Consider the following 22,761-nt stretch of genomic DNA (forward strand, 5'->3'; position numbering starts at 1 on the left):
CCCTTCTTCCTTCTCCGTGTCTTCTACGCGCGTATCGCGGACACCGGCCCAGGATAGGCCCAAGCCGGCGGGCCCGGTCGGACGGTCAGCCGCCGAGCGCGACCGCCGCGGTGTGGATCAGCAGTCCGGCCAGGGCTCCGACCACGGTGCCGTTGATCCGGATGAACTGCAGGTCGCGGCCGACGTTGGCCTCGATCTTGCGGGAGGCCTCGTCGGCGTCCCAGCCCGCCACCGTGTCGGAGATCAGCGAGGTGATCTCGGCCCGGTAGGTCTCGACCAGGTACTGCGCGGCGTCCTGCAGCCAGCCGTCCACCTTGGCCTGCAGCTTGGTGTCGGTGGCCAGGCGCTCGCCGAAGCGGCGCACGCCCTCGCGGATGCGCCGGCGCAGTTCGCTGTCCTCGTCCTCGGCCGCGCCCATCACCAGGGTGCGCACGGCCGCCCAGGTGGAGTTGATCAGGTCCTGCACCTCGGGGCGGGCCAGCAGTTCGCCCTTGGCCCGCTCGACCCGGGCGATGGTCTCCGGGTCGGTCTGCAGCTCGGTCGCGAAGTCGGCGAGGAAGTTGTCGATCGCGCCGCGGGCCGGGTGGTCCTGGTCGTCCCGGATGTCGGTGACGAAGCGCAGCAGTTCCTTGTAGACCCGCTCGCCGACCTGGTTGTCGATGAATTTGGGAGTCCAGCCCGGGGTCTTCTGGGTGACCTTCTGCACCACGTCCTCGTGGTTGTCGGTCAGCCAGTCGTGCGCCCGGACGGCGACCAGGTCCACAACGCCGTGGTGCCCGCCGTCGGCGACCACCTTGCCGAGCATCCGGCCCATCGGCTCGGCCACCGAGGTGGCGGCCGCCCGCCGGGTCACCGCCTCGGCGACGACCGCCCGCACATCGTCGTCGCGGAGCACCGCGAGCAGGCCGCGCAGCGCCGCCGAGGCCTCCTTGGTGACCCGCTCGGCGCTGCCCGGCGCGGCCAGCCACTCCCCCAGCCGGCGGCCGATGCCGAGCGCCGCGAGGCGCCCGCGCACCACGTGCCCGGAGAGGAAGTTCTCGCCGACGAACTCGCCGAGCGAGCGGCCGAAGGCGTCCTTCTTGGTCGGGATGATCGCGGTGTGCGGGATCGGCAGTCCGAAGGGGCGGCGGAACAGCGCGGTCACCGCGAACCAGTCGGCCAGCGCACCCACCATGCCCGCCTCGGCGGCGGCCGCCACGTACCCGGCCCAGGCGCCCGCGCCGGCCGCCTTCGCCCAGGTGGAGAGGGCGAAGACCAGGGTCGCGAAGGCCAGCAGGCCGGTCGCGATGGTCTTCATCCGGCGGACGCCGTGTCTCTTCTGCTCGTCGGCCGCGGTGAACCGGACCCCGGGGCCGGTCCCGCTGAAGGCATCGTCACTCACCCCGCCAGTCTGCCCGTTGCCCGGCGCGGACGGGGGCGTGCCCAGCGATCACACGCCCCCAGGTCTGCGACCCGCTCCCCGAAGTGCCCGCCGCAGCGGGTGGCGCCACAGCCGACGCCGCAGCCGCGCCGGCACCACCCCGCGCCACAGCTGCCGCGCCAGGCCGAACCGCGGGGGGACCGCCTCGGCCGCCGGCTCCTCCCGCAGCAGGAACAACTCGTCCGGCAGGCCGAGCCGGGCGTCCCGGAACGCCGGGAAGGCCGCGTAGTGCCGCCGCCCGTCCACGACCACCGGCGGCTCGCCGTGCGCGGCCTCGTAGCGGATCTGGTCGCGCAGCGCCTCCGGCCCGACGACGGCGGCGAGTTCGATCCGCACCCGGGCGGCGACCGGCAGCCGGTGGTACACCTCGCGCGCCCCGAACCGCTCCACCAGCCGGTCGACCTCGACGCACACCCGCTCCTGCAACCCGTGGTCCAGCAGCAGGAAGCCCTCCTGCAGCACGCGCGGCACGTCCCGGGCGAAGCTGCGGGCCCGGACGGCGTCCGACTCCGCGCCGGGTGCGGCGAGTTCGGCCGCCGCCTGCCGGAGCGCGGCGATCCCGCGCAGCCGGTCCGGCGCCCCGGCCGGCCCGGTGACGCCGCCCCGGTCCTCGCGCGGCACCAGGAAGGAGCAGTCGGCGTCGGCGAGGACGGACACCCTGCCCGCCCGCAGGAAGGCCTCCGGGGTGAACGGCCGGTCCGAGAGGACCGTCAGCCCCTCGTCGCGGCGCGGCCCGTGGCGCCGGACGAGGTCCAGCCGGAACAGCTCGGTGCCGGCCGGCGCCCAGACCGGTGCCCACGCCGGCGCCGGGTCGGCGGAGCCCGCCGGCCCCGCGCCGTCGGGGAAGCTCCCCCGCGGCACCGGCCACCCGTCCGCCCCGGCCCGTCCGGGCACCACCACGTCCGAACCCCAGGCGTCGGCGGCCGCGACCAGCCGCTCCAGCGCCTCCCCGCCGAGCTTGTCGTCCGCGCCGAGGAACAGCACGTAGCGGCCGCGGCCCGGCGCCGCACCGCGGCCGACCGGGCCCGCCGGTCCACCCGGGCCGGGCCGGTGCACCACCCGGAACAGCCCGGGGTGGCGGGCCGCGTACTCGTCCAGCAGCTCGCCGCCGCCGTCCGTGGAGCCGTCGTCCACGGCCACCACCTCCAGCCGCCCCGGCGCCCGCCCGACCAGCGGGTCCAGCCAGGCGGTGAGGTACGGCATGGCGTCACGTACCGCGACCACCACGGTCCCGTCGGGCACGGTCATCGGGCGGCGGGCCTCCGGGTCCTGGTCTCTGCGCGCGGCGACCGGTCAACTCGGGCCGGAAGCACGGAGTCACGACCGTCACCCGCACCGGCGACGGGGACCGGAACACGCTCCCGGCCACCGCACGTCCGTACGACGACCGGACGGCACGGGGCGCGTGCGACCGGACGGTCCGAACGGCCCGAACGGCCGGTCGGCCGGTCGGCCGGTCGGCCGGTCGGTCGGTCCGGACGCACGACGACCGACCGGCCCGCCCGCCCGCCCCGCTCAGCCGATCGCGACCTCCGCGTACATCCGGGCGATCACGTCCTCGATCGCCGGTTCGCGTACCGACAGGTCCACCAGCGGGTACCGCTCCGCGACCGCCGCCACGATCGGCGCGGCGCTCTGCTGCGCCGGGAAGGCCAGCCACTGGCGCGGCCCCTCGACCTTCACCACCCGGGCCCCCGCCACCTCGATCGCCGGCCGGGCGTCGGCGAGGTCCACGACCAGCGTCCGTTCGCTGCGCCCGGTGGCGTGCAGGCCGTCCAGCCCGCCGTCGTAGACCAGCCGGCCGTGGTCGATCACCATGACCCGGTCGCAGAGCTGCTCGATGTCGGTCAGGTCGTGGGTGGTGAGCAGCACCGTGGTGCCCCGGTCGCGGTTGACCTCGCGCAGGAACTCTCGCACCTTGGCCTTGCTGACCACGTCCAGGCCGATGGTCGGCTCGTCGAGGTAGAGCACCTGCGGGTCGTGCAGCAGCGCCGCCGCGAGGTCGCCGCGCATCCGCTGGCCGAGCGAGAGCTGCCGGACCGGGGTGTCCAGCAGGCCGCCCAGGTCGAGCAGTTCGACGCAGCGGTCGAGGTTCTCGCGGTACCGCCGGTCGGGGATGCGGTAGATCCGGCGGGCGAGTTCGAAGGAGTCGCGCAGCGGCAGGTCCCACCAGAGGGTGGTGCGCTGCCCGAAGACGACGCCGATCCGGCGGGCCAGCGCCACGCGTTCGCGGGCCGGGTCGACCCCGGCGACGCGCAGCCGTCCGGAGCTGGGGACGAGGATGCCGGTGAGCATCTTGATGGTGGTGGACTTGCCGGCCCCGTTGGGCCCGATGTAGCCGACGCACTCGCCGGCGTCGACGGAGAATCCGAGCCCGTCCACGGCGCGCACCTCGCGCTTCGTCCGGCTGAACCGGCCGGCCCGGGCCCGCACGGTGAAGCTGCGGCGGACGTCCTCTAGTTCGATCAGTGCCATGGGCGTTCCTTACCGTGAGGGAGTGGTCAGCTGCCGGTGCCCCGGTAGGCGCGCAGCCCGGCGCGCCAGGCGAGCCCGGCGACGGCGACGCAGAGGGCGGCGGCGACCGGGGAGGCGTACTGGAAGGCGGTGGGCAGGCCGAGCGGGTCGGGCCGGCCGAGGATGTGCAGGGCGGGCAGCCAGTTGACGAAGGCCAGCGGGACGCCGAAGACCGCCCCGGCGACCAGTTCCTTGGCGAAGATGGTCGGCGGGTAGTGCAGCAGGGTCGCGCCGCCGTAGGTGAAGGAGTTCTGGATCTCCTTGGACTCGCCCCACCAGAACTGGACGGTGGCACCGCCGATGTAGATCGCGCCGAAGATGACGCTGCCGCAGACCAGCAGGACGGGCACCAGCAGCACCCGGTCCCAGGTCCAGTGCACGTCCAGGGCGGCCAGCGACCAGGCCAGCACCACCAGGGCCTGCAGCGGCCGGCCCAGCCTGCGCAGCGAGAAGCGTTCGGCGCACAGCTGGGAGAGCGCGGGCGCGGGGCGGATCAGCATGGTGTCCAGCGAGCCGTTGACGATCCGTACGCCGAGGCCGTCGGCCGAGCCGACCAGCAGGTTGGCGACGCCGAGGGAGAAGGTCGCGGTGGCGTAGAGGAAGGCGATCTCCGGCAGGGTCCAGCCGCCCAGCCGGTCGGTGTGCCGGAACATGATCACCAGCACGACGAAGTCGAGGGAGTGAGTGACCAGGCTGGCCAGCAGGTTCAGCGCGAAGGAGGCCCGGTAGGCCATCATCGAGCGCATCCACATCCGGGCGCAGAGCCACCAGGAGCGGACCGCCCACGCGGTGCGGGGACCGAGGCGCTCCCGCACGAACGGCCCTCCGCCGTCGGGGTCCGCGGCGGTGCGGTCCCCGGCCACGAGTTGCTCAGCCACCCTGGACCACCACCCGGCGGGTCGCCAGCCACTGTGCGCCGCGCCCGGCGGCGAGCAGCGCGACCGCCCAGGCGAGCTGGAATCCGAACGCCCCGAGCAGCCCGCTGCCGTTCGCGCGTTCCAGGAAGACGTCCGTCGGCACCTTGACCAGGGCGGCCCAGGGCAGCACCCGGCCGAGGTCGCCGAGCCACCCGGGGAACAGCGCGATCGGCAGCAGCATCCCGGAGAAGAACATCGAGACGACCAGCATCACCGAGCGCACGCCCTCCGAGTCGTGCAGCCAGAAGCCGGTGATCGAGACCAGGAAGCGCAGCCCGAAGCTGACCACCACCGCGAGGAGCACAGAGAGCAGGAAGAACGCCCAGGTCAGTGGCTGCTCGGGCATCCGGGTGCGGAACACCAGCGCGCCGACCAGCATCGGCACGGTGCCGCGGATCAGCAGTTGGAAGGCGGCCCGGCCGAGGTCGGTGGCCAGCCACCAGCCCTGGAAGTCGACCGGCCGGTAGAGGTCGACGGCGATGTCCCCGCTGCGGAACCGGTCCTGGACGTCGTCCTGGAAGCCGCCGCCCCACACGGCGACGGTGACCAGCAGGCCCTGGCTGACCCAGATGTAGGTGACGGCCTGGCTCTGGTCGTAGCCGCCGAGGCCCGGCCGGGCCTGCCAGAGGGCGAGGAAGGAGGAGGCGAGGATGATGCCGAAGACGGTGTTGGTGAAGGTTCCGGCCAGGGTGGCGGCCCGGTAGGTGGAGTAGCGGCGGAAGGCGCCGCGGGCGACGGCCGCGTACAGCCCGAGGGAGGCGGCGAGGGCCGCCCCGGGATCGGGGGGCCGCGCCTCGGCGGGGGCAGCGTTCAGCATATTGTCTCCTTATCGACAAATACGGGCAGAGGAACGTCCGCACGCGTCCGCGCACGCCCCAACGGCTCCGACCGGCCGCACCCGGGGGTACCGGGCCGGACCGACGGAGCTGCCGAAACGGGCGCGCTATGAAGTTCGCATCTTTCACCGTACCTCCGGCCCCCACCGCCCGCACCCGGTTTTCCGACAGCCGCAACGACCCACCCACCCGCACACCCGGGACGGCGCCCGAAGCACCCAACCGCGCACGTCAAACGCCCAACCGCCGCTGACCGGACGTCAAATAGCACATAATCTCGCCATGACCTTGAGCACCCGACGCCAGGCCAAACGGGCCGCCCGCCGCGAGGCCCGCCGCGCCCTCCCGCTCTGGCGCCGGCTCCTGCCCACCTGGCGGGTCATCCTCGGCACGCTCACCACCGCGCTCCTGCTCGCCGTCGGCGGCTTCGCCGTGCTCTACGTCATCGTCCCGGTGCCCGACCCCAACGCCCACGCCGTCGCCCAGAACAACATCTACCTCTACGCCGACGGCACCACCGAGATCGCCCGCACCGGCGCAGTCAACCGCACCGACGTCACCATCGACCAGATCCCGCTGCACACCCAGCAGGCCGTCGTCTCCGCCGAGGACCGCACCTTCTACCAGAACCGCGGCATCGACCTGAAGGGCATGGTCCGCGCCGGCTGGAACACCCTCCTCGGCAAGGGCATGCAGGGCGGCTCCACCATCACCCAGCAGTACGTCAAGAACTACTACCTGACCCAGAGTCAGACCATCGAACGCAAGGGCCGCGAACTCCTCATCGCCCTCAAGGTCGACCAGCAGCGCGACAAGAAGGACATCCTCGCCGGATACCTCAACAGCAGCTACTACGGCCGCGGCGCCTACGGCATCCAGAGCGCCGCCCACGCCTACTACGGCGTCGACGTCTCCGGACTCACCCTCCCCCAGAGCGCCTACCTCGCCTCCCTCCTCCAGGCCCCCAGCCTCTACGACGTCAAGACCGCCACCCCCGCCAACCGCGAGAAGGCCGTCGCCCGCTGGAACTACACCCTCGACGGCATGGTCCAGCTCGGCTTCCTGACCACCGCCGACCGCACCGCCGCCACCTTCCCCGACCCGATCGACCCCCAGCCCGCCACCGGCCTCGCCGGACAGGCCGGCTACCTGGTCGGCGTCGCCGACGACTACCTCATCTCCTCCGGCACCATCGACGCCGCCACCCTCAAAGCCGGCGGCTGGCGCATCACCACCACCTTCGACAAGCCCAAACAGGACGCCTTCGTCAAAGCCGTCCAGGACGAACTCACCGACGAACTCGACCCCAGGGCCCGCCCCACCACCGACACCGACGTCCGGGTCGCCGGCGCCTCCGTCGAACCCGCCACCGGCCGCGTCCTCGCCGTCTACGGCGGCCCCGACTACGCCAAACAGCCCTACAACGACGCCCTGCGCCAGGACAACCAGGTCGGCTCCACCTTCAAACCGATCGACCTCGCCGCCGGCCTGCTCGCCCAGCACACCCTCGACGGCCACCCCATCACCACCGAGACCCACTACGACGGCACCAGCGAACGCCCCGTCACCGGCGGCCCCACCCCCTACGCACCGCCCAACGAGGACGACGTCGACTACGGCAACATCACCCTGCGCTACGCCATGGTGAAGTCCGTCAACTCCGTCTACGCGCAGGAGGGCGTCGACGCGGGACTCGCCCGCGTCCGGGACACCGCCGTCAAACTCGGCATCCCCGACACTGTCCGCGGCATGGACCCGGCCAACACCTCCATGACCCTCGGCACCGCCACCCCCAGCGCCCTCGACCTCGCCGGCACCTACGCCACCCTCGCCAACCACGGCCAGGCCCACACCCCGTGGTCCGTCCTCAAACTCGAACGCGTCAACCCCGGCGGCGCCGTCGACGTCCCCAAGACGCCCGACCACAACCCCACCGACGCCATCGGCCGCGGCATCGCCGACTCCGTCACCGACGTCCTGCGCGACGTCGTCAGCCCCCGCGGCACCGGCGCCGCCGCCCTCGACCTCGGCCGCCCCGCCGCCGGCAAGACCGGCACCACCGACTCCAACCTCTCCGCCTGGTTCGCCGGCTACACCCCCGAACTCACCACCACCGTCGGCCTGTTCCGGGAGAACCCGAAGACCCACGCCAAGGAACCACTGGCCGGCACCGCCGGACTCACCCGGATCAACGGCGGCGCCATCCCCACCAAGATCTGGACCGCCTACATGACCGCCGCCCTCGGCGGCACCCCCACCCAGCAGTTCGACCTGCAGACCGGCCACGACGACCCCGGCCCCGGCTTCAGCCCCGGCCCCTGGCCCACCACCAGCACCACCTCCCCCGGCACCGGCACCACCCCGGCCCCCGGCGGCCCGACCACCGGCGCCACCCGCTCACCCGGCGGAACCCCCACCCACGCACCCAGCGCCCCCGCCGCCACCGGCGAACCCGCCCCCGGCCCGACCACCCCCACCCCACCGGCCCCCCAGCCCACGGCCACCCAGGACCAGCCCAGCCCCACCCCCCGGCCCACCCAGACCCGGCCGCCCCGGCCCACCGACCCGCCCACCGCCACCGGCGGCCCCGCCACCCACCCGGCGGCGACACCCACCCCCTGAACGACCCGGACCACCGCCCCTTGAACGACCCGGACCACCGCCCCTAGACGAGTAGTTCCGATGTGCTCAGTGGTCGATCAGTGACCGGGTGACGGGCTGGCCGGTCCGGTTGTCGTGCCAGAACTAGAGTCACCCCATGGAATATCGAACGCTCGGCAACAGCGGACTCCTCGTCTCCGTAGTTGGACTCGGTTGCAACAACTTCGGCGGACGTCTCGACGCAGCGCAGACGCTCGCGGTGGTCGACGCGGCACTCGACGCCGGGGTGACGCTCTTCGACACCGCCGACATGTACGGCGCCGGGGGCGGCTCCGAGACGCTGCTCGGCCAGGCGTTGAAAGGGCGGCGCGACGAGGTCGTGCTGGCCACCAAGTTCGGCTATCAGCGGGCGGACCTGGGGTACGGGCCGGCGGCCGGGGCGAAGGGCGGCCGGGCCTACATCCGGCGCGCGGTTGAGGAGTCGCTGCGACGCCTGCAGACCGACCACATCGACCTCTACCAGCTGCACACCCCTGACCCGCGCACACCGATCGCCGAGACGCTCGCCGCGCTCAGCGAGCTGGTGCGCGAAGGCAAGGTGCGCTACATCGGGCACTCCAACTTCGCCGGCTGGCAGATCGCCGAGGCCGCGCACGTCGCCGGGGAGATCGGGGCCGTCCCGTTCGTCTCGGCTCAGAACGAATGGTCGCTGCTCGAACGCGGTGCGGAGCGGGAGGTGGTGCCCGCGGCGCTGCACTACGGCCTCGGTGTGCTGCCGTTCTACCCGCTCGCCAATGGCCTGCTGACCGGGAAGGTGCGCCGTCTCACGGGCGTGCCCGCGGGCTCGCGCCTGGCGTCGCGGCCCGAGCGGGTGACCGAGGCCGGCCTCGACGCGGTCGAACGTCTCGCCGCCTGGGGCGAGGCGCACGGCCGGAGCGTCCTCGAGATCGGCGTTGGCGCGCTCGCCGCACGGCCCGGCTGCGGCTCGGTCATCGCCGGGGCGAGCAGTGCCGAGCAGGTGCGTGCCAACGCCGCCGCCGGGCAGTGGGTGCCGACCTCCGAGGAACTGGCCGAGATCGACGCGGTCCTCGACGCGGAGCCCGCCGTGGCCTGAGCAGCCCGGGAGAGTACGGGCGCTGCGCAAGGCACGTCGGCGGCACGGTCCGGCTCCCGGTGAAGCCGCCGCTGCCGCCCGGCGTGCCGCTCGCCCACGGGTGAACCGGCGAAGCCCCGCACCGAACGGCGCGGGGCTCGCGGCCGGCGACAATGCCGGGGTTCCGGTGGAGCCCGCAACACCGTCGGCCGCGACATCCCGCACGGGACCGGCGTCGAGTCGACGATCCAGTGGTTGTCGAACCAGAAGTCGCTGTCCATGGCCAGCTCCCGGATCATGCGCTTGAGCAGCGGAAGCGAGGATCGCAGACGCTTGTTGTAGCCCGGCCGCTGCGGCAGGCAGGGGAACATGTCCGGCAGGTGCTTGTTCGCGTAGCGCAGCCACCGGGCCTCGGAGTGGTACCCGAGCAGTGCCTGCGCGACCGCCGGACAGACCAACTCGCTGTCGCTCAGTAGCGGCGGCGTTCCCATCCATCGGGTTCCTCCGATCTCGTCGTCAACTTTCACATTGAGTGAGGTCAAGAGGGTTTCGAGGTCTGTCGTCACACACGGATCACCGGGACCCTCTTGCTGTCTCCGCAGCCAGACATCGGAACTACTCGTCTGGAACGGCCCGGCCTACCGCCCCGCCACCAACTCCCGCTCCACCGGCGTCCGGAACCGCGGCGTCACCCGCACCCCGCCCAGCCACCCCGCCAACCGCTCCGCCTCCGCCGCGACCGCCCTCCCCGCCTCCGCACCGACGTCCCGGAACAACCGCCACACCAGCTCGCCGTCGGCACGCTGCGCCCAACCGCCCACCACCTCGCCGCACCACCACACCGTCGGCCCGGCGTTGCCCGCCCGGTCGAACAGCGCCGGCACGTCCTCCGGCCGCAGGTACCAGTCCCGCCCACGCCAGCCCATCACCGCCGGATCCAGGGCGGGCAGCAGCGCCGCCCACGGCTCCGGCTCCTCCACCGGGCCGTCGTCACCCGGCAGCACCAGCCCCGCCGCACCGCCCGCCAGGCCCACGCCCTGCGCACCGACGTCCCCCAGCGCCGCCCGGACATCCCCCAGCGTCCAGCCCGTCCACCACTTCACGTCCTCGACCGTCCCCGGACCGTACGCGGCCAGCCAACGGCGCACCACCTCCGCCTTCGCGTCCCGCACCGGCACGTCCGGCCACTGCGGCACCAGCGCCCACGGGTAGCTGCTGCTCAACCACGAGCCGCGCGGACGGCAGCGCCGCACGTGCCCGTCCGAGGCCAACAGCCGCAGCAGACGGCTGCCCACGCTCTGCTTCGCCTCGTACGCCTTGCCCGCCGACATCAGCATCGTCTCGCGCAACTGCGGTACATCGTCGCCGAGTTCCTTGGTCGTCGCCTCGCCGCGCAGCGCCAGCGCGGCCAGCACGTCCCGCTCGGTCGCGGCCAGCCGCTGCTCGTCCCAACCCTCGGCGTGGTCCCGCAGGTGCTTGAGGAGCGTCGCCCGCTCCTTCGCCGCGATCGCCCGCGCCGCCGCCGCACTCACGTACGGGGCGAAGCCCTCCGTCACCGCGAAGATCGTCCGCCGCATCGACAGCAGCTTCACCAGCGAGACGTCCTCGTACAGCGCCCGGTCCACCTCGGCCGCCGTCGGCTCGGCCAGCCGCGCGCACGCCGACAGGTACACCGTGGCCGCGTCCGTCGCGTGCAGCCCGACCACCGCGTCGGCCACGTCCTCCACCCGCACCGCGCGCACCGCGCGCACCGGGGGCGCCAACAGCTGCCGCCGCCCCAGCCTGGCCCGACGTTCCCCGTCACCGATCAGCGGCACACTCCTCGTCATGGCCGGACCCTAACGCCCGCCACCGACGAATCCGGGCCGACGCCCGCAACCGCCGCCGCACCCGGGCCCGCCGACGGCCCGGACCCCTGCCGGTCAGACCGGCCTGACCGGTCGGGCCGGCCGGAACCGGTCCACGACCGTCCACCTCGGGCCGAGTTCCCGGCGCACCGCTTCCAGCGCCGCCACGGCGCGCACCGCGAAGCGCGCCTCCTCCTCCGGCCCCCACGGCGACGGACCGCCCGGGTCGTCCCAGTCGATCGAGGACTGGAACCACTCCGACAACCAGTCCAGCTCCGCCCGCAGGCCCGCGCCGAGCGGCAACCGGTCCAGCTCGGCCGGGTAGCCGTACGGGCTCTCCACGTCGTCCGGCCACAGCGCCGTGCCGACGACCCCCGCCTCGAAGAAGTACCGCAGGCGCCGCGCGCTCACAGGTAGAGCCCGGTCGAGCCCTCGGTGTCCCCGAAGCGCGTCGCCGCGACGGCGTGCAGGTCACGCTCCCGCAGCAGCACGTACGTCGCGCCCCTGACCTCGACCTCCAGCTTGTCCTCCGGGTCGTACAGCACCCGGTCCCCGGGCTCGACCGAGCGCACGCTCTGGCCGACAGCAACAGCTTCCGCCCACGTGCACCTTTTACTTAGCTCCGCGGTCGCCGGGATCAGGATGCCGCCGGTCGAGCGGCGCTCGCCCTCGCCGCCCTCGATGCGCACCAGCACCCGGTCGTGCAGCATCCGGATCGGCAGCTTCTCGCCCAGCCGGTCGTGCCGGGCGGCCTCGTGCTGGTGATCGGAGCGGGTCTCGTCGTTCGTACTCACGGTCCCGAAGGTACCGCTCCCCGGCGCGGAGCGTGACCCTGGCCCGGCATGCGGAAGGCCGCGCGCCCGGAAGGCCGGGCACGCACCGCGCCCGGCCCTCACCCGCGTCCGCGTCCGCGTCCGCGAACGGTCAGTCCTTGCGACGCTTGCGCGACGAGGCGACCAGCAGCACCAGACCCACACCGACCAACGCGGCCGGCACGATCCGCTCCCGGCGCGGCTGCCCCTTCTCGTCCACGAACTGCGCCTTCACCTTGTCCACCATGCCGCTCGCGGCCACGTACGCCCGCCCGGCCCGCTCCTCGACGGCGGCCGCCGCCTTGGCCTTGACCTGGGCGGAGATCGTGCTCGGGTGAACGCGTACGGCCAGCTCGTCCAGGGTCGCCGCCAACCGGCCGCGCGCGCTCTCGATGTCCGCCTCGATCTGGGCGGTCGTCCGCGCCGACTTGTCCTGCGTGCTCGCCTCGCCCACTCGGGCCACCCCATTCACTTGCCGATGTCGATCTGTGCGATCCGTTGCGATCCGTGCGCTGACCCAGTGTGTCAGCTGCCGGGAACGGCCGCGCGGCCCCACCCACCATCGGAGGTAGGTTTGCCGTGGTACGACCGCCCGTCACAGCAGCACGCACCAGGAGAGTCCACCCATGACTGAGCGTCTCCAGCCCGGCGACACCGCGCCCGCCTTCAGCCTGTCCGACGCCGACGGCAACCAGGTGTCCCTCGCCGACCACGCGGGCCGCAAGGTCGTCGTCTACTTCTACCCCAAGGCGCTCACCCCCGGCTGCACCAAGCAGGCCTGCGACTTCACCGACAACCTGGAGGTCTTCGCGGGCGCCGGCTACGACGTCATCGGCATCTCGCCCGACCAGCCGGAGAAGCTCGGCAAGTTCCGCGAGACCGAGCACCTCAAGGTCACCCTGCTCTCCGACCCGGACAACAAGGTCCTGGAGGCGTACGGCGCCTACGGCGAGAAGCAGAACTACGGCCGCACCTACCAGGGCGTGATCCGCTCCACGATCATCGTCGACGAGCAGGGCAAGGTCGAGCGCGCGCTCTACAACGTCAAGGCCACCGGCCACGTCGCCAAGCTGCTGCGCGACCTCAAGATCGAGGCCTGAGCCCCTCACCACCGGAAACGGAGCGGTGGCGGCACACCCCCCGACCGGGTGCGCCGCCACCGCCGTCCTTCACCTCACGGACCGCTGTCGGTTCAGCAGGCCCCGAGGTCGCTCCAGACTCCCCACGCGCCGCTCGCCGCGGGGTCGTCGCCCTTGGTCCACCACTTGTTCTGGTAGTAGTGGCCCTTCCACGAGACCTTGGTCGGGGCCGCGTAGGTGGTGCCCGCGTCCCAGCCCGGCGCACCCGCGCAACCGGCCGGCGTGGTCGGCGGCGTCGTCGGCGGCGTCGTTGTCGGCGGGGTGGTCGGCGGGGTGGTCGGCGGCGTCGTCGGAGGCGTGGTCGGCGGGGTCGTACCGCCGTCCGCCGCGCCCCGGGTCAGGTCCCCCTTGATGCCGTACAGCGCGCCACCCACGTTGACCGTCCAGTTCGACGGCGTGGACACCGGCAGGTAGTAGACGAAGTCCATGTCGACCGACGCGCCCGGCGCCAGCGACTGCCACCCCGGCAGCTTGACCGACACCCGGTTGTAGGTGCCCTTCAGACCGCCCACGTTGCCCGGGCCCGGGTTGTCCTGTCTGATCACCTGCAACCCGAAGCCGGACTGGTCCTTGGCGTTGCCCGGGGCCGAGTTGCCGTAGTCGCAACACATTCGTAGATGTAACACGGGCTTTCCGCGAACCTGCCTCCGCACATGGGTCGGGCCCTCCCCACACAGGAAGGGCCCGACATGTGCAGCCGGTGATCAGGCTGCAAGCACTTCGCGCGCCCGGTCGTTGAAGTCTGCCACCAGAGCGTGGCGGCCGAACGGGACCATCTGCTGCTTGAGGTTCTGTACGGCCTCGGCGGCACGGGATGACTTGACCTGGCTGGTCAGCGTGAGAGTCCGCAGGCCAGCCGCGTGCGCTGCTTCGAGGTCCCGGCGCTGGAGGTGGGAGACTGCAAGGGCGGCTTGGGACATGGCGCCGCGCCTGGCGCGCTTCTGGGCCGTGGCGTGCTCGATCGAGAGGCGGGCGTATCGCTCGGACTCGCCGGCGTCGCCGATGTCCTGGAACGTCTGGGCGTGCTCGCCGTTGAGGTAGGCAGGATCGATGAACCGGGCCCACTCAGCCTCGTTGTCGAGCTGGACCTTCGCGTAAGCCTCCTCCGAGGCGGCGACCGCCTGAGCTGCCGCGCGCTTGTCGCGGAGCTTGGCGAGCGCGCGACCTTCGAGAGCCCAGAGGTCCGCCATGCACGCGTCCGACTCCGGTGTCCTGGAGAGCCCCGCGCGTCCGGCCTGGGCGAGCCGGCGGCCCTCGTCCGGGTGCCCGAGAAGCGTCGCCTGGTCGGCCATACCGGCGAGCACATGGGCACCGAGCGCCGTGTTCCCGGACTCCTCGGCAAGGCGGAGGGACTGGATCAGGTAACGCTGCGCCGGGCCGTGCTCGCCGTTGTCGTACGCCATCCATCCGAGCAGGTAGGTCTGTTCGGCGGCTGCCTCGCACAGCGCGTGCCGAACCTCCTCGGTGTTGGTCGACCGGAGCAACGGGAACACGTGCTCGTTCATGTAGGCGGCGAGCGCGAGGCGGCCCGATCCGCCGCCCTGGAAGATGTCCATCTGCTGGAACGCGCCGAACATGTTCTTGACGGCGGTCACGTCCTCCAACTGGACCCGCCGGCCGGGCCTCGGGGCCTGGTCGAGTGTCTGGAGCAGCCAGTCACGAGATGGCCCGACTGCTGCGGCGACAGCGAATGTTGATCCGGTCAGGAACTTCCGTCGATCCACGTCGGCCCTCCCAAGGTCTGCAACGGCCTCCACCGTAGCGGGGTAGGACTGGTTGTAGACAAGGGCTCGGTCCGCAACGGATGACGTCTCAAGCCCAAGGTCGTAGGCAGTGACCCGGTAGCCGAAGTGCGCCGAAAACACGTCCGACAGGATGTCCGGCACCGGCCAGCGCGGCGACTGGCCGTCGAGCCAGCGCTTGACGCTGGACGGGTCCGACGAGATGTGTGGGTGCCCGCCTTCGGCTGCCTTTGCCCGAACGCGTCGGGCGAGTTCACCGAGCGACCAGCCCGTACGGCTCAGCCAGTCGGCAGTTGAGAGTTCGGTGTCTTCAAGATCGTTCCCCTGTCGGCAGACTGACGACCATTCACTATGGTTCAACACCCCCTACGACATTACTCCGGCCCGGCCTGACGGTGTTGTCTGAAACGGAAGGTCGGCACGGCTGCTTCGTGGACCGAGTGAATTCGGCGAGAGTTGGGGCGGATGTAGTGAACAGTGCAGGTACATCGGTAGGGGCTTCGGCATCTCCGCCCTCCTCGTGGGCGTTCTTCTGGCTGCCGCGCCACCGACTGTCGGTCGGTGAGGCGCGGAGGCTGTTGCAGGACTTCCTGCGCGGCGTTCCGGATGGCGTCGACCTCATGGACAGCAGTGAGCTCGTGGTCTCCGAGTTGGTGACGAACGCTGTGGTGCATGCCCGGGTGCCCAAGGGGCGGCGTATCGCCATCCGATTCGAGTCGGTTTGTGACCACGTTCGGGTGGAGGTGCATGACGCGAGCAGCGAGAGGCCGGTGATCCGGCGGTCCACCTGTGCGGACCACGTGTCGGGCCGGGGGCTGTGTCTGGTGGAGGCCTTGTCGATGGAGTGGGGCTGTCAGACCCGGCCGGGCGGTATCGGGAAGATCGTTTGGGCTCTGGTGGGCCCGGAAGGTGGTGCGCGATGAGGCTCGGGAGGCCGTCCGGGGTGGCCGCGACGCGGTGCTTCTACTGCGGCGCGGGGCTGCGGAGGGCGCTGGCTCGGTACATCGTCGTGAATGGTCAGGCGGCGGGTGTTCACAAGTGGCACCCGCGCCGTGCGGGGGAGGTGTCGGCGTGACGAGCCTTCCCGTTGAGCCTGGTGCCAGCGCCCGGCCGCGTCCGGCTGATCGGTTTCCGCACCTTGCGTTCAGCTTGGGTCAGTGGCGGGTGGATGAGGCGTACTGGGCCGTGGAGCGTATCCGGGCCGGGGTGCCGTTGGCGGAGCTGGATCGCGCCGAGTTGCTGTCCACCGCCGAATGCGCCCTGTCGCACGTGGACTCCCTGATCAAGTTGCTGGAGGCGGTGGAGTGCGCGTTCCCCATTGACCAGCCGGCGACGCTCGATGAGGCGATCGAACCGGTCCGCGACTACCTGACGTGGGCGCTGGACACGGACATGCCGTTCAGAGGCGGCGCGGCGGCGTTCGTCGGAGAGGTGCGGCGGATGCGTCAGCCCTCAGTGCGGGTGCGGGTGGAACTGGAAGTCGTGGAGAGAAAGCTGAACGGGCTGGCGTTCAAGCGCCGTGCGCGGAGGAAGGGGAGGTCATGACTGGCGCTGAGCGCACAGCCCCGCACCGGTTCCCGGTGACGGTGGAGGTCCGGGGGGTCACGGAGCCCGCGCAGTTCTCCAAACTGTCGGACGCGCTGACCGCGCTCCTCGGCTCGCTGCGGGCACTGCCGTTGGACGCGGATCAGTGGAAGTACTTCGACGATCTGTTCGGGCCGCCGGCGGTGCCGTCGATTGAGCACCGACTCGCGACATACGGGCAGGTGCAGGCGCTCGCGTTCGTCGGGATCACGCCGTACGTGATCAAGCTCTACCCGGCCGATCCCGGGGTGTGCCCGTGATGCGGCGGGACCCTCGGACCTGGCTGGGCAGCATCGTGTGGTGGTGGTCGCTGCGTGGCCAGTTCTCCTGGCCGGTGCGGGCCCTCTCCCCCCGGCGGCGTGCGGCCCACCGTGCGGTGACGGCGTGGTTCGCCGAACCCGGATACCTCGACAACTCTCGGGCGCGATTGATGCGGCGGATCTGGCGAGAGCGCACCGGAGTTGACGATCCGCTGGCCGGACTGGACGAGGCGGAGCTGTTCCGGCGGATCTTCGGCCACGACCCCGAAGAGAGCGAGGCTGCGCGGTAGGGCCCCTGACCTGATCAGGGACAACTGAAGACGTGCCGGACCACCCCGTGACCTTGGCGGGATAGGGGTGGTCCGGTGGGTTGGAACCCGGTGCCGATGGTATCGGGCTCCTCGGCATGTCTGTGCACGGATGGCCGGTTCGATTGTGGATCAAGGGAGTTGAGGGACTGTTGGACGGGGACGACGACTTCGGTGCGGAGTTGGCGGCAGGCCTCGATCCGGACGCGTGGGTGTGGCTGCCGGGAGTGGACTACGCGGCGGGGTGGCGGGTGGCGCGCCGGGAAGCGGACGAGTTGAACGCGCTGCTCGCGGCATGCGGCGTGAAGCGCGCGCAGCTGCGGGCGATCGCCGATACCGATGCCCTCGGTGGCCCAGTGGTTCGCCTGGAGGGCGTCGCGGAGGGCTGGCTGAGCCTGGAGGAACTGCTCTGCCTGGCCGCGTACGTCCGCCGCGAGCTGGCCTGACCGGATCCCGGTGGGCGGGGAGCCGGTGCGCGTGGCCGGTTGGGGGAGGCTTTGGGCGGTGTCCTTGCGGGGTTGGGGTCGGGCATGGTCGGGGGGCCGTAAGCTGCTGCGAACTCGGTCAGGGCTTTTGGGCCTGACCGCAATTGGGCCGAGTGGCCCCCCGTCCTTGCCCGACGCGGGCCCCGGCCCGGCAAGGTGTGTAAAGCCTCCCTCGGCCGGCCACCCCGGCCACCCTGCGGCAGCGAACGGGCCTGGGCGCCCTCCACCTTCCAGCGGTGAAGCGTCCGTGGGCGGCCAGCCGCCCGGCCCGGAACGGCCGCAAGGCCGCATGCCCGGCCGGGGCGGCTGGGGCCGCCGGCGGCGCGGATGCGCCGCCGCTTGAGTAAGTGAAGGCAAGTTGCGACAGCCCCCGCGCCCTGGCTCGGACGTGGGGGCTGATCGGTGAGGCACGGCGGTCAGTGAGCGGCCTTGGCCCTTTGGGTGGTGCGCTTGGGCTTGGCGGCCTCGATGTCGAAGGTCAGCCCGGTGGACTCGGCGCCGAGCCTGGTCTCTTCGAGCAGCAGCGGCAGGCCCGACGGCCGGTCGTAGGTGACGCGGTGGACGACCAGCAGAACGGCGGCCTCGGACAGGCGGAGGGCTTCACGTTCGTCGGGCTGGGGGACGCGGGCGCTGACCCGATCGCGCCAGGCGGGTTCGTGCCCGGCGGCGGCCAGTGCCGCGTAGGCCTCGGCCGGTGTCACGCCCGGCTGCTGGGCAAGAGAGGTCCCTTCGCTGCGCTCCATGGGGAGCAACAGGCGGTGGAGGGCGCGGCCGTCTCCGGCGGGGTCGGTGATGAGGCGATCGACGCCGATCATCAGTTCGTCCTCACTCATGTTCAGCATGGGTGCGGTGATGGCGTCGGTGCGGGTGCGGTAAACGGCCGGCTCCTCGCCCTGGCCGAACCACGCGTCGGTGGGCGTTTCATAGGTGCCCGCCCGGAGGGTGACGGTGCGCTCCATGGTGTCGGAGGGGCCGTGCACGGTGGGACGGACGAAGGTGCCTCGTCCCTGCTTGACGTCCAGCTGGCCTTCGCTGCGGAGGGCTGCGACGGCGAGGCGGACGGTGGGCCTTGAGACGCCGTACGTCTGGGCGAGATCGGTTTCCGTGGGCAGCTGCGTACCGGGCGGCCATTCGCCGGTGGCGATCGCCTGCCGCATCGCCGCCGCTACCTGCTTGTGCAGGGCCTCGTTCCGGATGATCGCCATGGTGTTGGACCCCTTGGTGCGGGCGCCGGGGTGGCCCGCGTCGCGTGTGTCGTGTGGTTTTCGAGGGTTCGTGTGTCGTCGTTTGCCCTGGTCGGGCGGCATCTCTATGTCTGTCGTCAGTCGCTAGGCGTTAAACGTAAGCATGAATCGCTTGCGTCGGGGCGTCAAGGTGGCGCATCATCGAGGCGCAAAGGTAAGTACGTTTGACGACGGACGTTAAATGGCCTTTGTGATCTAGGAGTGTGCGCTCATGCAGTCCATTCCCGTTGACGGAACCCGGCTCGGCACGATGACCTGCATCGTCGCCCCGGAGGTGCGGATCGCGAACCGCGAGACCGGCGAGGTGCGCAAGGACCGTGAGGGGCAGGCCGTGTACACGGTCGGTGTCGCGGTGCGGCAGGACGGCCGGCGGGCCTCGATCATCGAGATCAGCGTGTCCGGCGAACCGGTCGGCGTCGCGGAGGGCGTGCGGGTGCACGTCACCGGCCTGACCGCCTTCTCGTGGGCGATGGGAGACAGGCACGGTCTGTCCTTCCGCGCCGACGCCATCACCCCCATTCCGGCCCCGGCCCCGGCGGCCTCGCGCAAGGGAGGCGACGCCTGATGAGCAGCGCGACGCGCGTGAGGCTGCGCGGTCTGCTGCGCGAACTGGGGGACCTGGCCGAAGAGGTCGACCCGTTCGGGCGGGACGACGACGGTGCCCAGCTCTTCGACCACATCGCCATCGTCGCCACCAAGGCCGCCGGGCAGGCCCGGGACCTTGAGACCGAAGCGCACAACACGGCCATGGAGAACGGGGGACGGCTGTGATCGTTCTCCAGCTCCTCTGGGTGGCGCTGCTCGCCACGGTGCTCATCCTGCTCGCCACGGCTCCCGGGCTGCGGCGCAACTACCCCTACATCTGGTGGTGCCTGCTCGGTTACCCGGTCACCGTGATCAGGGTCCGTGTGACCTGGCGGCGGCTGACCACGAACCTCGGCCTCGCGGTGGCCAAGCGTCCCGGGCGGGCGCTGCTCGGCGATCTGGTGGTGAGGGGTGATCCCCTCAAGCCGGTCCCGCCCCGCCTGGGCGTGCCGAAACTGCGGCGGGGCGGCCTGGACGTGGCGGTGCGACTGCACCCCGGGCAGGTACCGGACCACTTCCTGTCCGCCGTGGAAGCGCTGACGCATGCCTGGCGGGTCCATGCGGTCCGGCTGTTCTCGGACGAGCGCGGGTTCGTGACGCTGTCGGCGCTGGCTTGGGACCCGCTCCGGGGACCGGTTGTGCCGTATCAGCTGAAGCAGCGCGTGCTGCGGGCGGTGGTCGGGCTGCTGGAGGACGGCCGGGCGTGGGTGATCGACTTCCGGCGGGCACCGCACTGGCTGATCGTCGGCGCAACCCGCTCCGGCAAGTCCACCCTGATCGCTGCCCTGGTGAAGGAACTCGCCCCGCAACGCGTCGCCCTGTTCGGCATCGACCTCAAGGGCGGCATGGAACTGTCCCTGTTCGAGGACCGTTTGTCGGCGCTGGCCTCGACTCGGGCCGAAGCGGCGCGCCTGCTCGCCGAGTTGGTGGCGGAGACCGAAGCGCGGATGCAGCTGTGCCGCTCGGTCGGCGCCCGGTCGATCTGGGACCTGCCGGCCAAGCTCCGCAAGCTGCCCGTCGTCCTCATCGTCGACGAAGTAGCAGAGCTGTACCTGATGGCGACGCGCGAGGACAAGGCAGAGGTCGGGGAGATCTCCACGAACCTCCTGCGGCTCTCCCAGCTCGGCGCCGCCCTCGGCATCCACCTCGTCATCGCCGGTCAGCGCGTCGGCTCGGACCTCGGGCCCGGCGTCACGGCCCTGCGTGCACAGTTGGCCGGCCGCATCTGCCACCGGGTGAGCGACGCGGGCACGGCGGAGATGGCGCTCGGCGATCTCAACAAGGACGCCCTTGCCGCAGCGCAGCGCATCACGCTCGCCGAACAGGGCGTCGCCATCACCGCTGACACCGACGGTCAGTGGCTCCGTGCCCGCTCGATCCACGTCACCCCCGACCAGGCCCGCCGTGCCGCGCGGAAGTACGCCCGCCTCGCCCCCACCTGGCCCGGCCTCCACGTCGACGAGCCGACCGAAGGGGTCTACCTCTGATGAGCAACAGCGCCGCCCTCATCCTGATCGCCTTCCTCGCCCTCGCCACCTTCCTCCTGGTCCGCTCCGGCGAACTGCGCTTCTGGCAGGTCCTGTTGGTCGGCGTGCTCGCCATCTACCTCGACCGCATCGGCTGGACCAACCCGATCGTCTACGCCGTGACCTGGATCGTCCAGGGCCTCACCCACACCACCACCTGAAAGGCGTGATCACCGTGCCAACCCACCCAATCCCCACCGGCGGACGGACCCCGATCCGCCGGACCCCCTCCACCCGCCCCCACGCCACCCCCGGCCGTGCCAGCACATGCCTGGCCCGGCCGGGGCCCGGCGAACCCTGGCCCTGGAGACACCCACCATGACCACCGGCACCAACCCCTACACCGATCCCGCCGCACGCCGCGCCTTCCTCGACCGGGAGGCGCGGCTACGCCAACTACCGCCCGTTGACCGAGATTTGGTCCGCCTCGGCGAGATGCCGGACCTGAACCGCTGGCTCGAACAGATCCGCGCCACCGGCGGTTGCGCCGAACCGGTCTACCTCACCGGGCACACCACCACCCTCGACGCCGACACCGGTGAGGTCCTGCAGCACTACTCGACCACCACCGAACCCGGCGGCCGGCTCGCCGTCCGCTGCCGCAACCGCCGGGCCACCCGCTGCCCGTCCTGCTCGCGAGAGCACAGCGGCGACACCTTCCACCTCGTCCGCTCCGGACTCATCGGCGGCAAGGGAGTCCCCGAAACGGTGCGGACGCACCCCCGGCTGTTCGTCACCCTGACCGCCCCCACCTTCGGCCCGGTCCACCGCGCGGGCGACTGCCACCACTCCCGGCGCCGCCACTGCGAACACGGGGGCCGACACGGCTGCGGCCGGACCCACCCGGACACAGACCCGCTCATCGGACAACCGCTCTGCGCCGACTGCTACGACTACCCCGGCCACATCCTGTGGAACGCCACGGCCCCTGCCCTGTGGAAGGCCTTCCGTGACAACCTCTACCACCACGTAGCCGCCCGGACCGGCGTCGGCCGCACGGCGATCCGCACACTGATCCGGGTCTCGACCGCCAAGGTCGCCGAGTACCAGAAGCGCGGCGCCATCCACTTCCACGCCGTCATCCGCTTCGACGGCCCCGACGGACCCACCTCCACGCCCCCGCCCTGGGCAACAGCGGATCTCCTCCTGGAGACCGTGCGCTCTGCGGCTGCCGCCGTAGCCCTGCCGCGCCCCGAATCGGCCGCGTACGGCGACGGACGGCTCAGCTTCGGAACCCAACTCGACGCCCACCCCCTCACGGGCGGGGACGGCGGACGCCTCACCGACGACGCGGTAGCCGCCTACGTCGCCAAGTACACCAGCAAGAGCGCCGAAACCGCCGGCGCCGTCGACCGCCGCATCACAACCCTGGCCGACATCCGAGCGCTACACGTCACTCCCCACATCCAGGCCCTCATCGCCACCGCCTGGCGACTCGGCGAACTACCCGAACTCCAACACCTGCGGCTACACACGTGGGCCCACATGCTCGGCTACCGGGGCCACTGCCTCACCAAAACCCACGCCTACTCCACCACCTACACCCGGCTTCGAACCGACCGCGCCGAACACGCCCGCGCCCTCGCCGGCGCCCCCGCCCTGTACGCGGACTGGGACACCGACACCGCCACGGAATCCGCCTGGCGCTTCGTCGGAACCGGCCACACGCCCGCCGAAGCACTCATCGCCGCCGGAATCGCCGAAGACCTCGCCACCAACCGAGAGATCGCCAAGGATCAACTGGCCCTTGAACGAGTGAGGTTGAGCAATGACCACCTCGGCTGACGAAGGGGAGGACTGGGCCTGGGCGCGTGAACAGGCACGCCGTGCGGCGCGTTGGTCTGACGC

The 22,761-nt window shown here is 71.8% G+C and carries 25 protein-coding genes; 13 read left to right on the top strand and 12 right to left on the bottom strand.

Features of this window, described 5'->3' with window-relative positions; all coding sequences use genetic code 11:
• Positions 1 to 85: 85 nt before the first annotated feature.
• The 5 genes from AB0D10_RS08615 to AB0D10_RS08635 all read right to left on the bottom strand — a co-directional run bounded on the left by AB0D10_RS08615 (position 86) and on the right by AB0D10_RS08635 (position 5,668).
• Complete coding sequence (locus AB0D10_RS08615) at positions 86 to 1,381, bottom strand: DUF445 domain-containing protein (protein ID WP_360253322.1); 1,296 nt, start codon at positions 1,379 to 1,381, stop codon at positions 86 to 88.
• A 48-nt stretch (positions 1,382 to 1,429) separates the two neighbouring features.
• Positions 1,430 to 2,668, bottom strand: a complete 1,239-nt coding sequence (locus AB0D10_RS08620) for a glycosyltransferase (protein WP_360253324.1) — start codon at positions 2,666 to 2,668, stop codon at positions 1,430 to 1,432.
• Between the two features lie 267 nt (positions 2,669 to 2,935).
• The gene (locus AB0D10_RS08625; protein WP_360253326.1) at positions 2,936 to 3,895 is read right to left on the bottom strand and encodes an ATP-binding cassette domain-containing protein; all 960 of its coding nucleotides are present in this window, start codon (positions 3,893 to 3,895) and stop codon (positions 2,936 to 2,938) included.
• Positions 3,896 to 3,921: 26 nt separating this feature from the next.
• The gene (locus AB0D10_RS08630; protein ID WP_360253328.1) at positions 3,922 to 4,812 is read right to left on the bottom strand and encodes an ABC-2 family transporter protein; all 891 of its coding nucleotides are present in this window, start codon (positions 4,810 to 4,812) and stop codon (positions 3,922 to 3,924) included.
• Positions 4,805 to 5,668 (bottom strand): ABC-2 family transporter protein, encoded by an 864-nt coding sequence (locus tag AB0D10_RS08635; RefSeq protein WP_360253330.1) that lies wholly within the window; start codon positions 5,666 to 5,668, stop codon positions 4,805 to 4,807. The genes AB0D10_RS08630 and AB0D10_RS08635 overlap by 8 nt, the downstream gene beginning before the upstream one ends.
• Before the next feature lie 301 nt (positions 5,669 to 5,969).
• On the opposite strand from AB0D10_RS08635, the gene AB0D10_RS08640 reads away from it, so the two are divergent.
• Together AB0D10_RS08640 and AB0D10_RS08645 are read left to right on the top strand one after the other, a co-directional pair.
• Positions 5,970 to 8,309: a transglycosylase domain-containing protein gene (locus AB0D10_RS08640; protein WP_360253332.1), complete on the top strand. Its 2,340-nt coding sequence runs from the start codon at positions 5,970 to 5,972 to the stop codon at positions 8,307 to 8,309.
• A 136-nt stretch (positions 8,310 to 8,445) separates the two neighbouring features.
• Entirely contained in the window at positions 8,446 to 9,402 is a 957-nt protein-coding gene (locus AB0D10_RS08645) for an aldo/keto reductase (RefSeq protein WP_360253334.1), read from the top strand.
• 617 nt (positions 9,403 to 10,019) lie between these two features.
• Here the strand turns inward: AB0D10_RS08645 and AB0D10_RS08650 are convergent.
• The 4 genes from AB0D10_RS08650 to AB0D10_RS08665 all read right to left on the bottom strand — a co-directional run bounded on the left by AB0D10_RS08650 (position 10,020) and on the right by AB0D10_RS08665 (position 12,494).
• A complete protein-coding gene (locus AB0D10_RS08650; RefSeq protein ID WP_360253336.1) occupies positions 10,020 to 11,210 on the bottom strand; it encodes a winged helix DNA-binding domain-containing protein in 1,191 nt (396 codons plus the stop codon).
• Positions 11,211 to 11,303: 93 nt separating this feature from the next.
• The gene (locus tag AB0D10_RS08655) at positions 11,304 to 11,639 is read right to left on the bottom strand and encodes a hypothetical protein (RefSeq protein WP_360253338.1); all 336 of its coding nucleotides are present in this window, start codon (positions 11,637 to 11,639) and stop codon (positions 11,304 to 11,306) included.
• On the bottom strand, positions 11,636 to 11,938 hold the full coding sequence (locus AB0D10_RS08660; protein WP_049655715.1) for a co-chaperone GroES: 303 nt from the start codon (positions 11,936 to 11,938) through the stop codon (positions 11,636 to 11,638). The genes AB0D10_RS08655 and AB0D10_RS08660 overlap by 4 nt, the downstream gene beginning before the upstream one ends.
• A gap of 214 nt (positions 11,939 to 12,152) precedes the next feature.
• Complete coding sequence (locus tag AB0D10_RS08665; RefSeq protein WP_360253340.1) at positions 12,153 to 12,494, bottom strand: DUF3618 domain-containing protein; 342 nt, start codon at positions 12,492 to 12,494, stop codon at positions 12,153 to 12,155.
• Positions 12,495 to 12,666: 172 nt separating this feature from the next.
• Between AB0D10_RS08665 and bcp the strand changes: the two genes are divergently transcribed.
• Positions 12,667 to 13,140 (top strand): thioredoxin-dependent thiol peroxidase, encoded by a 474-nt coding sequence (gene bcp, locus AB0D10_RS08670; RefSeq protein WP_360253342.1) that lies wholly within the window; start codon positions 12,667 to 12,669, stop codon positions 13,138 to 13,140.
• Between the two features lie 92 nt (positions 13,141 to 13,232).
• On the opposite strand, the gene AB0D10_RS08675 is transcribed toward bcp, so the two are convergent.
• The gene (locus tag AB0D10_RS08675; protein ID WP_360253344.1) at positions 13,233 to 13,790 is read right to left on the bottom strand and encodes a chitinase C-terminal domain-containing protein; all 558 of its coding nucleotides are present in this window, start codon (positions 13,788 to 13,790) and stop codon (positions 13,233 to 13,235) included.
• 93 nt (positions 13,791 to 13,883) lie between these two features.
• Positions 13,884 to 15,284: a transcriptional regulator gene (locus tag AB0D10_RS08680; protein WP_360253346.1), complete on the bottom strand. Its 1,401-nt coding sequence runs from the start codon at positions 15,282 to 15,284 to the stop codon at positions 13,884 to 13,886.
• Positions 15,285 to 15,391: 107 nt separating this feature from the next.
• On the opposite strand from AB0D10_RS08680, the gene AB0D10_RS08685 reads away from it, so the two are divergent.
• The 5 genes from AB0D10_RS08685 (at position 15,392) to AB0D10_RS08705 (ending at position 17,519) form a co-directional block, all read left to right on the top strand.
• Positions 15,392 to 15,844: an ATP-binding protein gene (locus AB0D10_RS08685; RefSeq protein ID WP_360253348.1), complete on the top strand. Its 453-nt coding sequence runs from the start codon at positions 15,392 to 15,394 to the stop codon at positions 15,842 to 15,844.
• A 148-nt stretch (positions 15,845 to 15,992) separates the two neighbouring features.
• Entirely contained in the window at positions 15,993 to 16,466 is a 474-nt protein-coding gene (locus AB0D10_RS08690; RefSeq protein ID WP_360253350.1) for a hypothetical protein, read from the top strand.
• A complete protein-coding gene (locus tag AB0D10_RS08695; protein WP_360253352.1) occupies positions 16,463 to 16,765 on the top strand; it encodes a hypothetical protein in 303 nt (100 codons plus the stop codon). Before AB0D10_RS08690 ends, AB0D10_RS08695 begins: the two co-directional genes overlap by 4 nt.
• On the top strand, positions 16,765 to 17,055 hold the full coding sequence (locus AB0D10_RS08700) for a hypothetical protein (protein ID WP_360253354.1): 291 nt from the start codon (positions 16,765 to 16,767) through the stop codon (positions 17,053 to 17,055). The genes AB0D10_RS08695 and AB0D10_RS08700 overlap by 1 nt, the downstream gene beginning before the upstream one ends.
• Positions 17,056 to 17,171: 116 nt before the next feature.
• On the top strand, positions 17,172 to 17,519 hold the full coding sequence (locus AB0D10_RS08705) for a hypothetical protein (RefSeq protein WP_360253355.1): 348 nt from the start codon (positions 17,172 to 17,174) through the stop codon (positions 17,517 to 17,519).
• Positions 17,520 to 17,974: 455 nt separating this feature from the next.
• Here the strand turns inward: AB0D10_RS08705 and AB0D10_RS08710 are convergent, their stop codons facing one another.
• A complete protein-coding gene (locus AB0D10_RS08710) occupies positions 17,975 to 18,763 on the bottom strand; it encodes a GntR family transcriptional regulator (RefSeq protein ID WP_360253357.1) in 789 nt (262 codons plus the stop codon).
• A 250-nt stretch (positions 18,764 to 19,013) separates the two neighbouring features.
• On the opposite strand from AB0D10_RS08710, the gene AB0D10_RS08715 reads away from it, so the two are divergent.
• The 5 genes from AB0D10_RS08715 (at position 19,014) to AB0D10_RS08735 (ending at position 22,698) form a co-directional block, all read left to right on the top strand.
• Positions 19,014 to 19,367: a hypothetical protein gene (locus AB0D10_RS08715; protein ID WP_360253359.1), complete on the top strand. Its 354-nt coding sequence runs from the start codon at positions 19,014 to 19,016 to the stop codon at positions 19,365 to 19,367.
• Positions 19,367 to 19,573: a hypothetical protein gene (locus tag AB0D10_RS08720; RefSeq protein WP_360253361.1), complete on the top strand. Its 207-nt coding sequence runs from the start codon at positions 19,367 to 19,369 to the stop codon at positions 19,571 to 19,573. The genes AB0D10_RS08715 and AB0D10_RS08720 overlap by 1 nt, the downstream gene beginning before the upstream one ends.
• Entirely contained in the window at positions 19,573 to 20,874 is a 1,302-nt protein-coding gene (locus AB0D10_RS08725) for an FtsK/SpoIIIE domain-containing protein (protein WP_360253543.1), read from the top strand. Before AB0D10_RS08720 ends, AB0D10_RS08725 begins: the two co-directional genes overlap by 1 nt.
• Entirely contained in the window at positions 20,874 to 21,074 is a 201-nt protein-coding gene (locus tag AB0D10_RS08730) for a hypothetical protein (RefSeq protein WP_360253363.1), read from the top strand. Before AB0D10_RS08725 ends, AB0D10_RS08730 begins: the two co-directional genes overlap by 1 nt.
• 157 nt (positions 21,075 to 21,231) lie before the next feature.
• Positions 21,232 to 22,698: a replication initiator gene (locus AB0D10_RS08735; protein WP_360253365.1), complete on the top strand. Its 1,467-nt coding sequence runs from the start codon at positions 21,232 to 21,234 to the stop codon at positions 22,696 to 22,698.
• The last annotated feature ends 63 nt before the right edge of the window (positions 22,699 to 22,761 follow it).

The sequence above is a fragment of the Kitasatospora sp. NPDC048545 genome (assembly GCF_040651155.1).
Taxonomy (GTDB): Bacteria; Actinomycetota; Actinomycetes; order Streptomycetales; family Streptomycetaceae; genus Kitasatospora.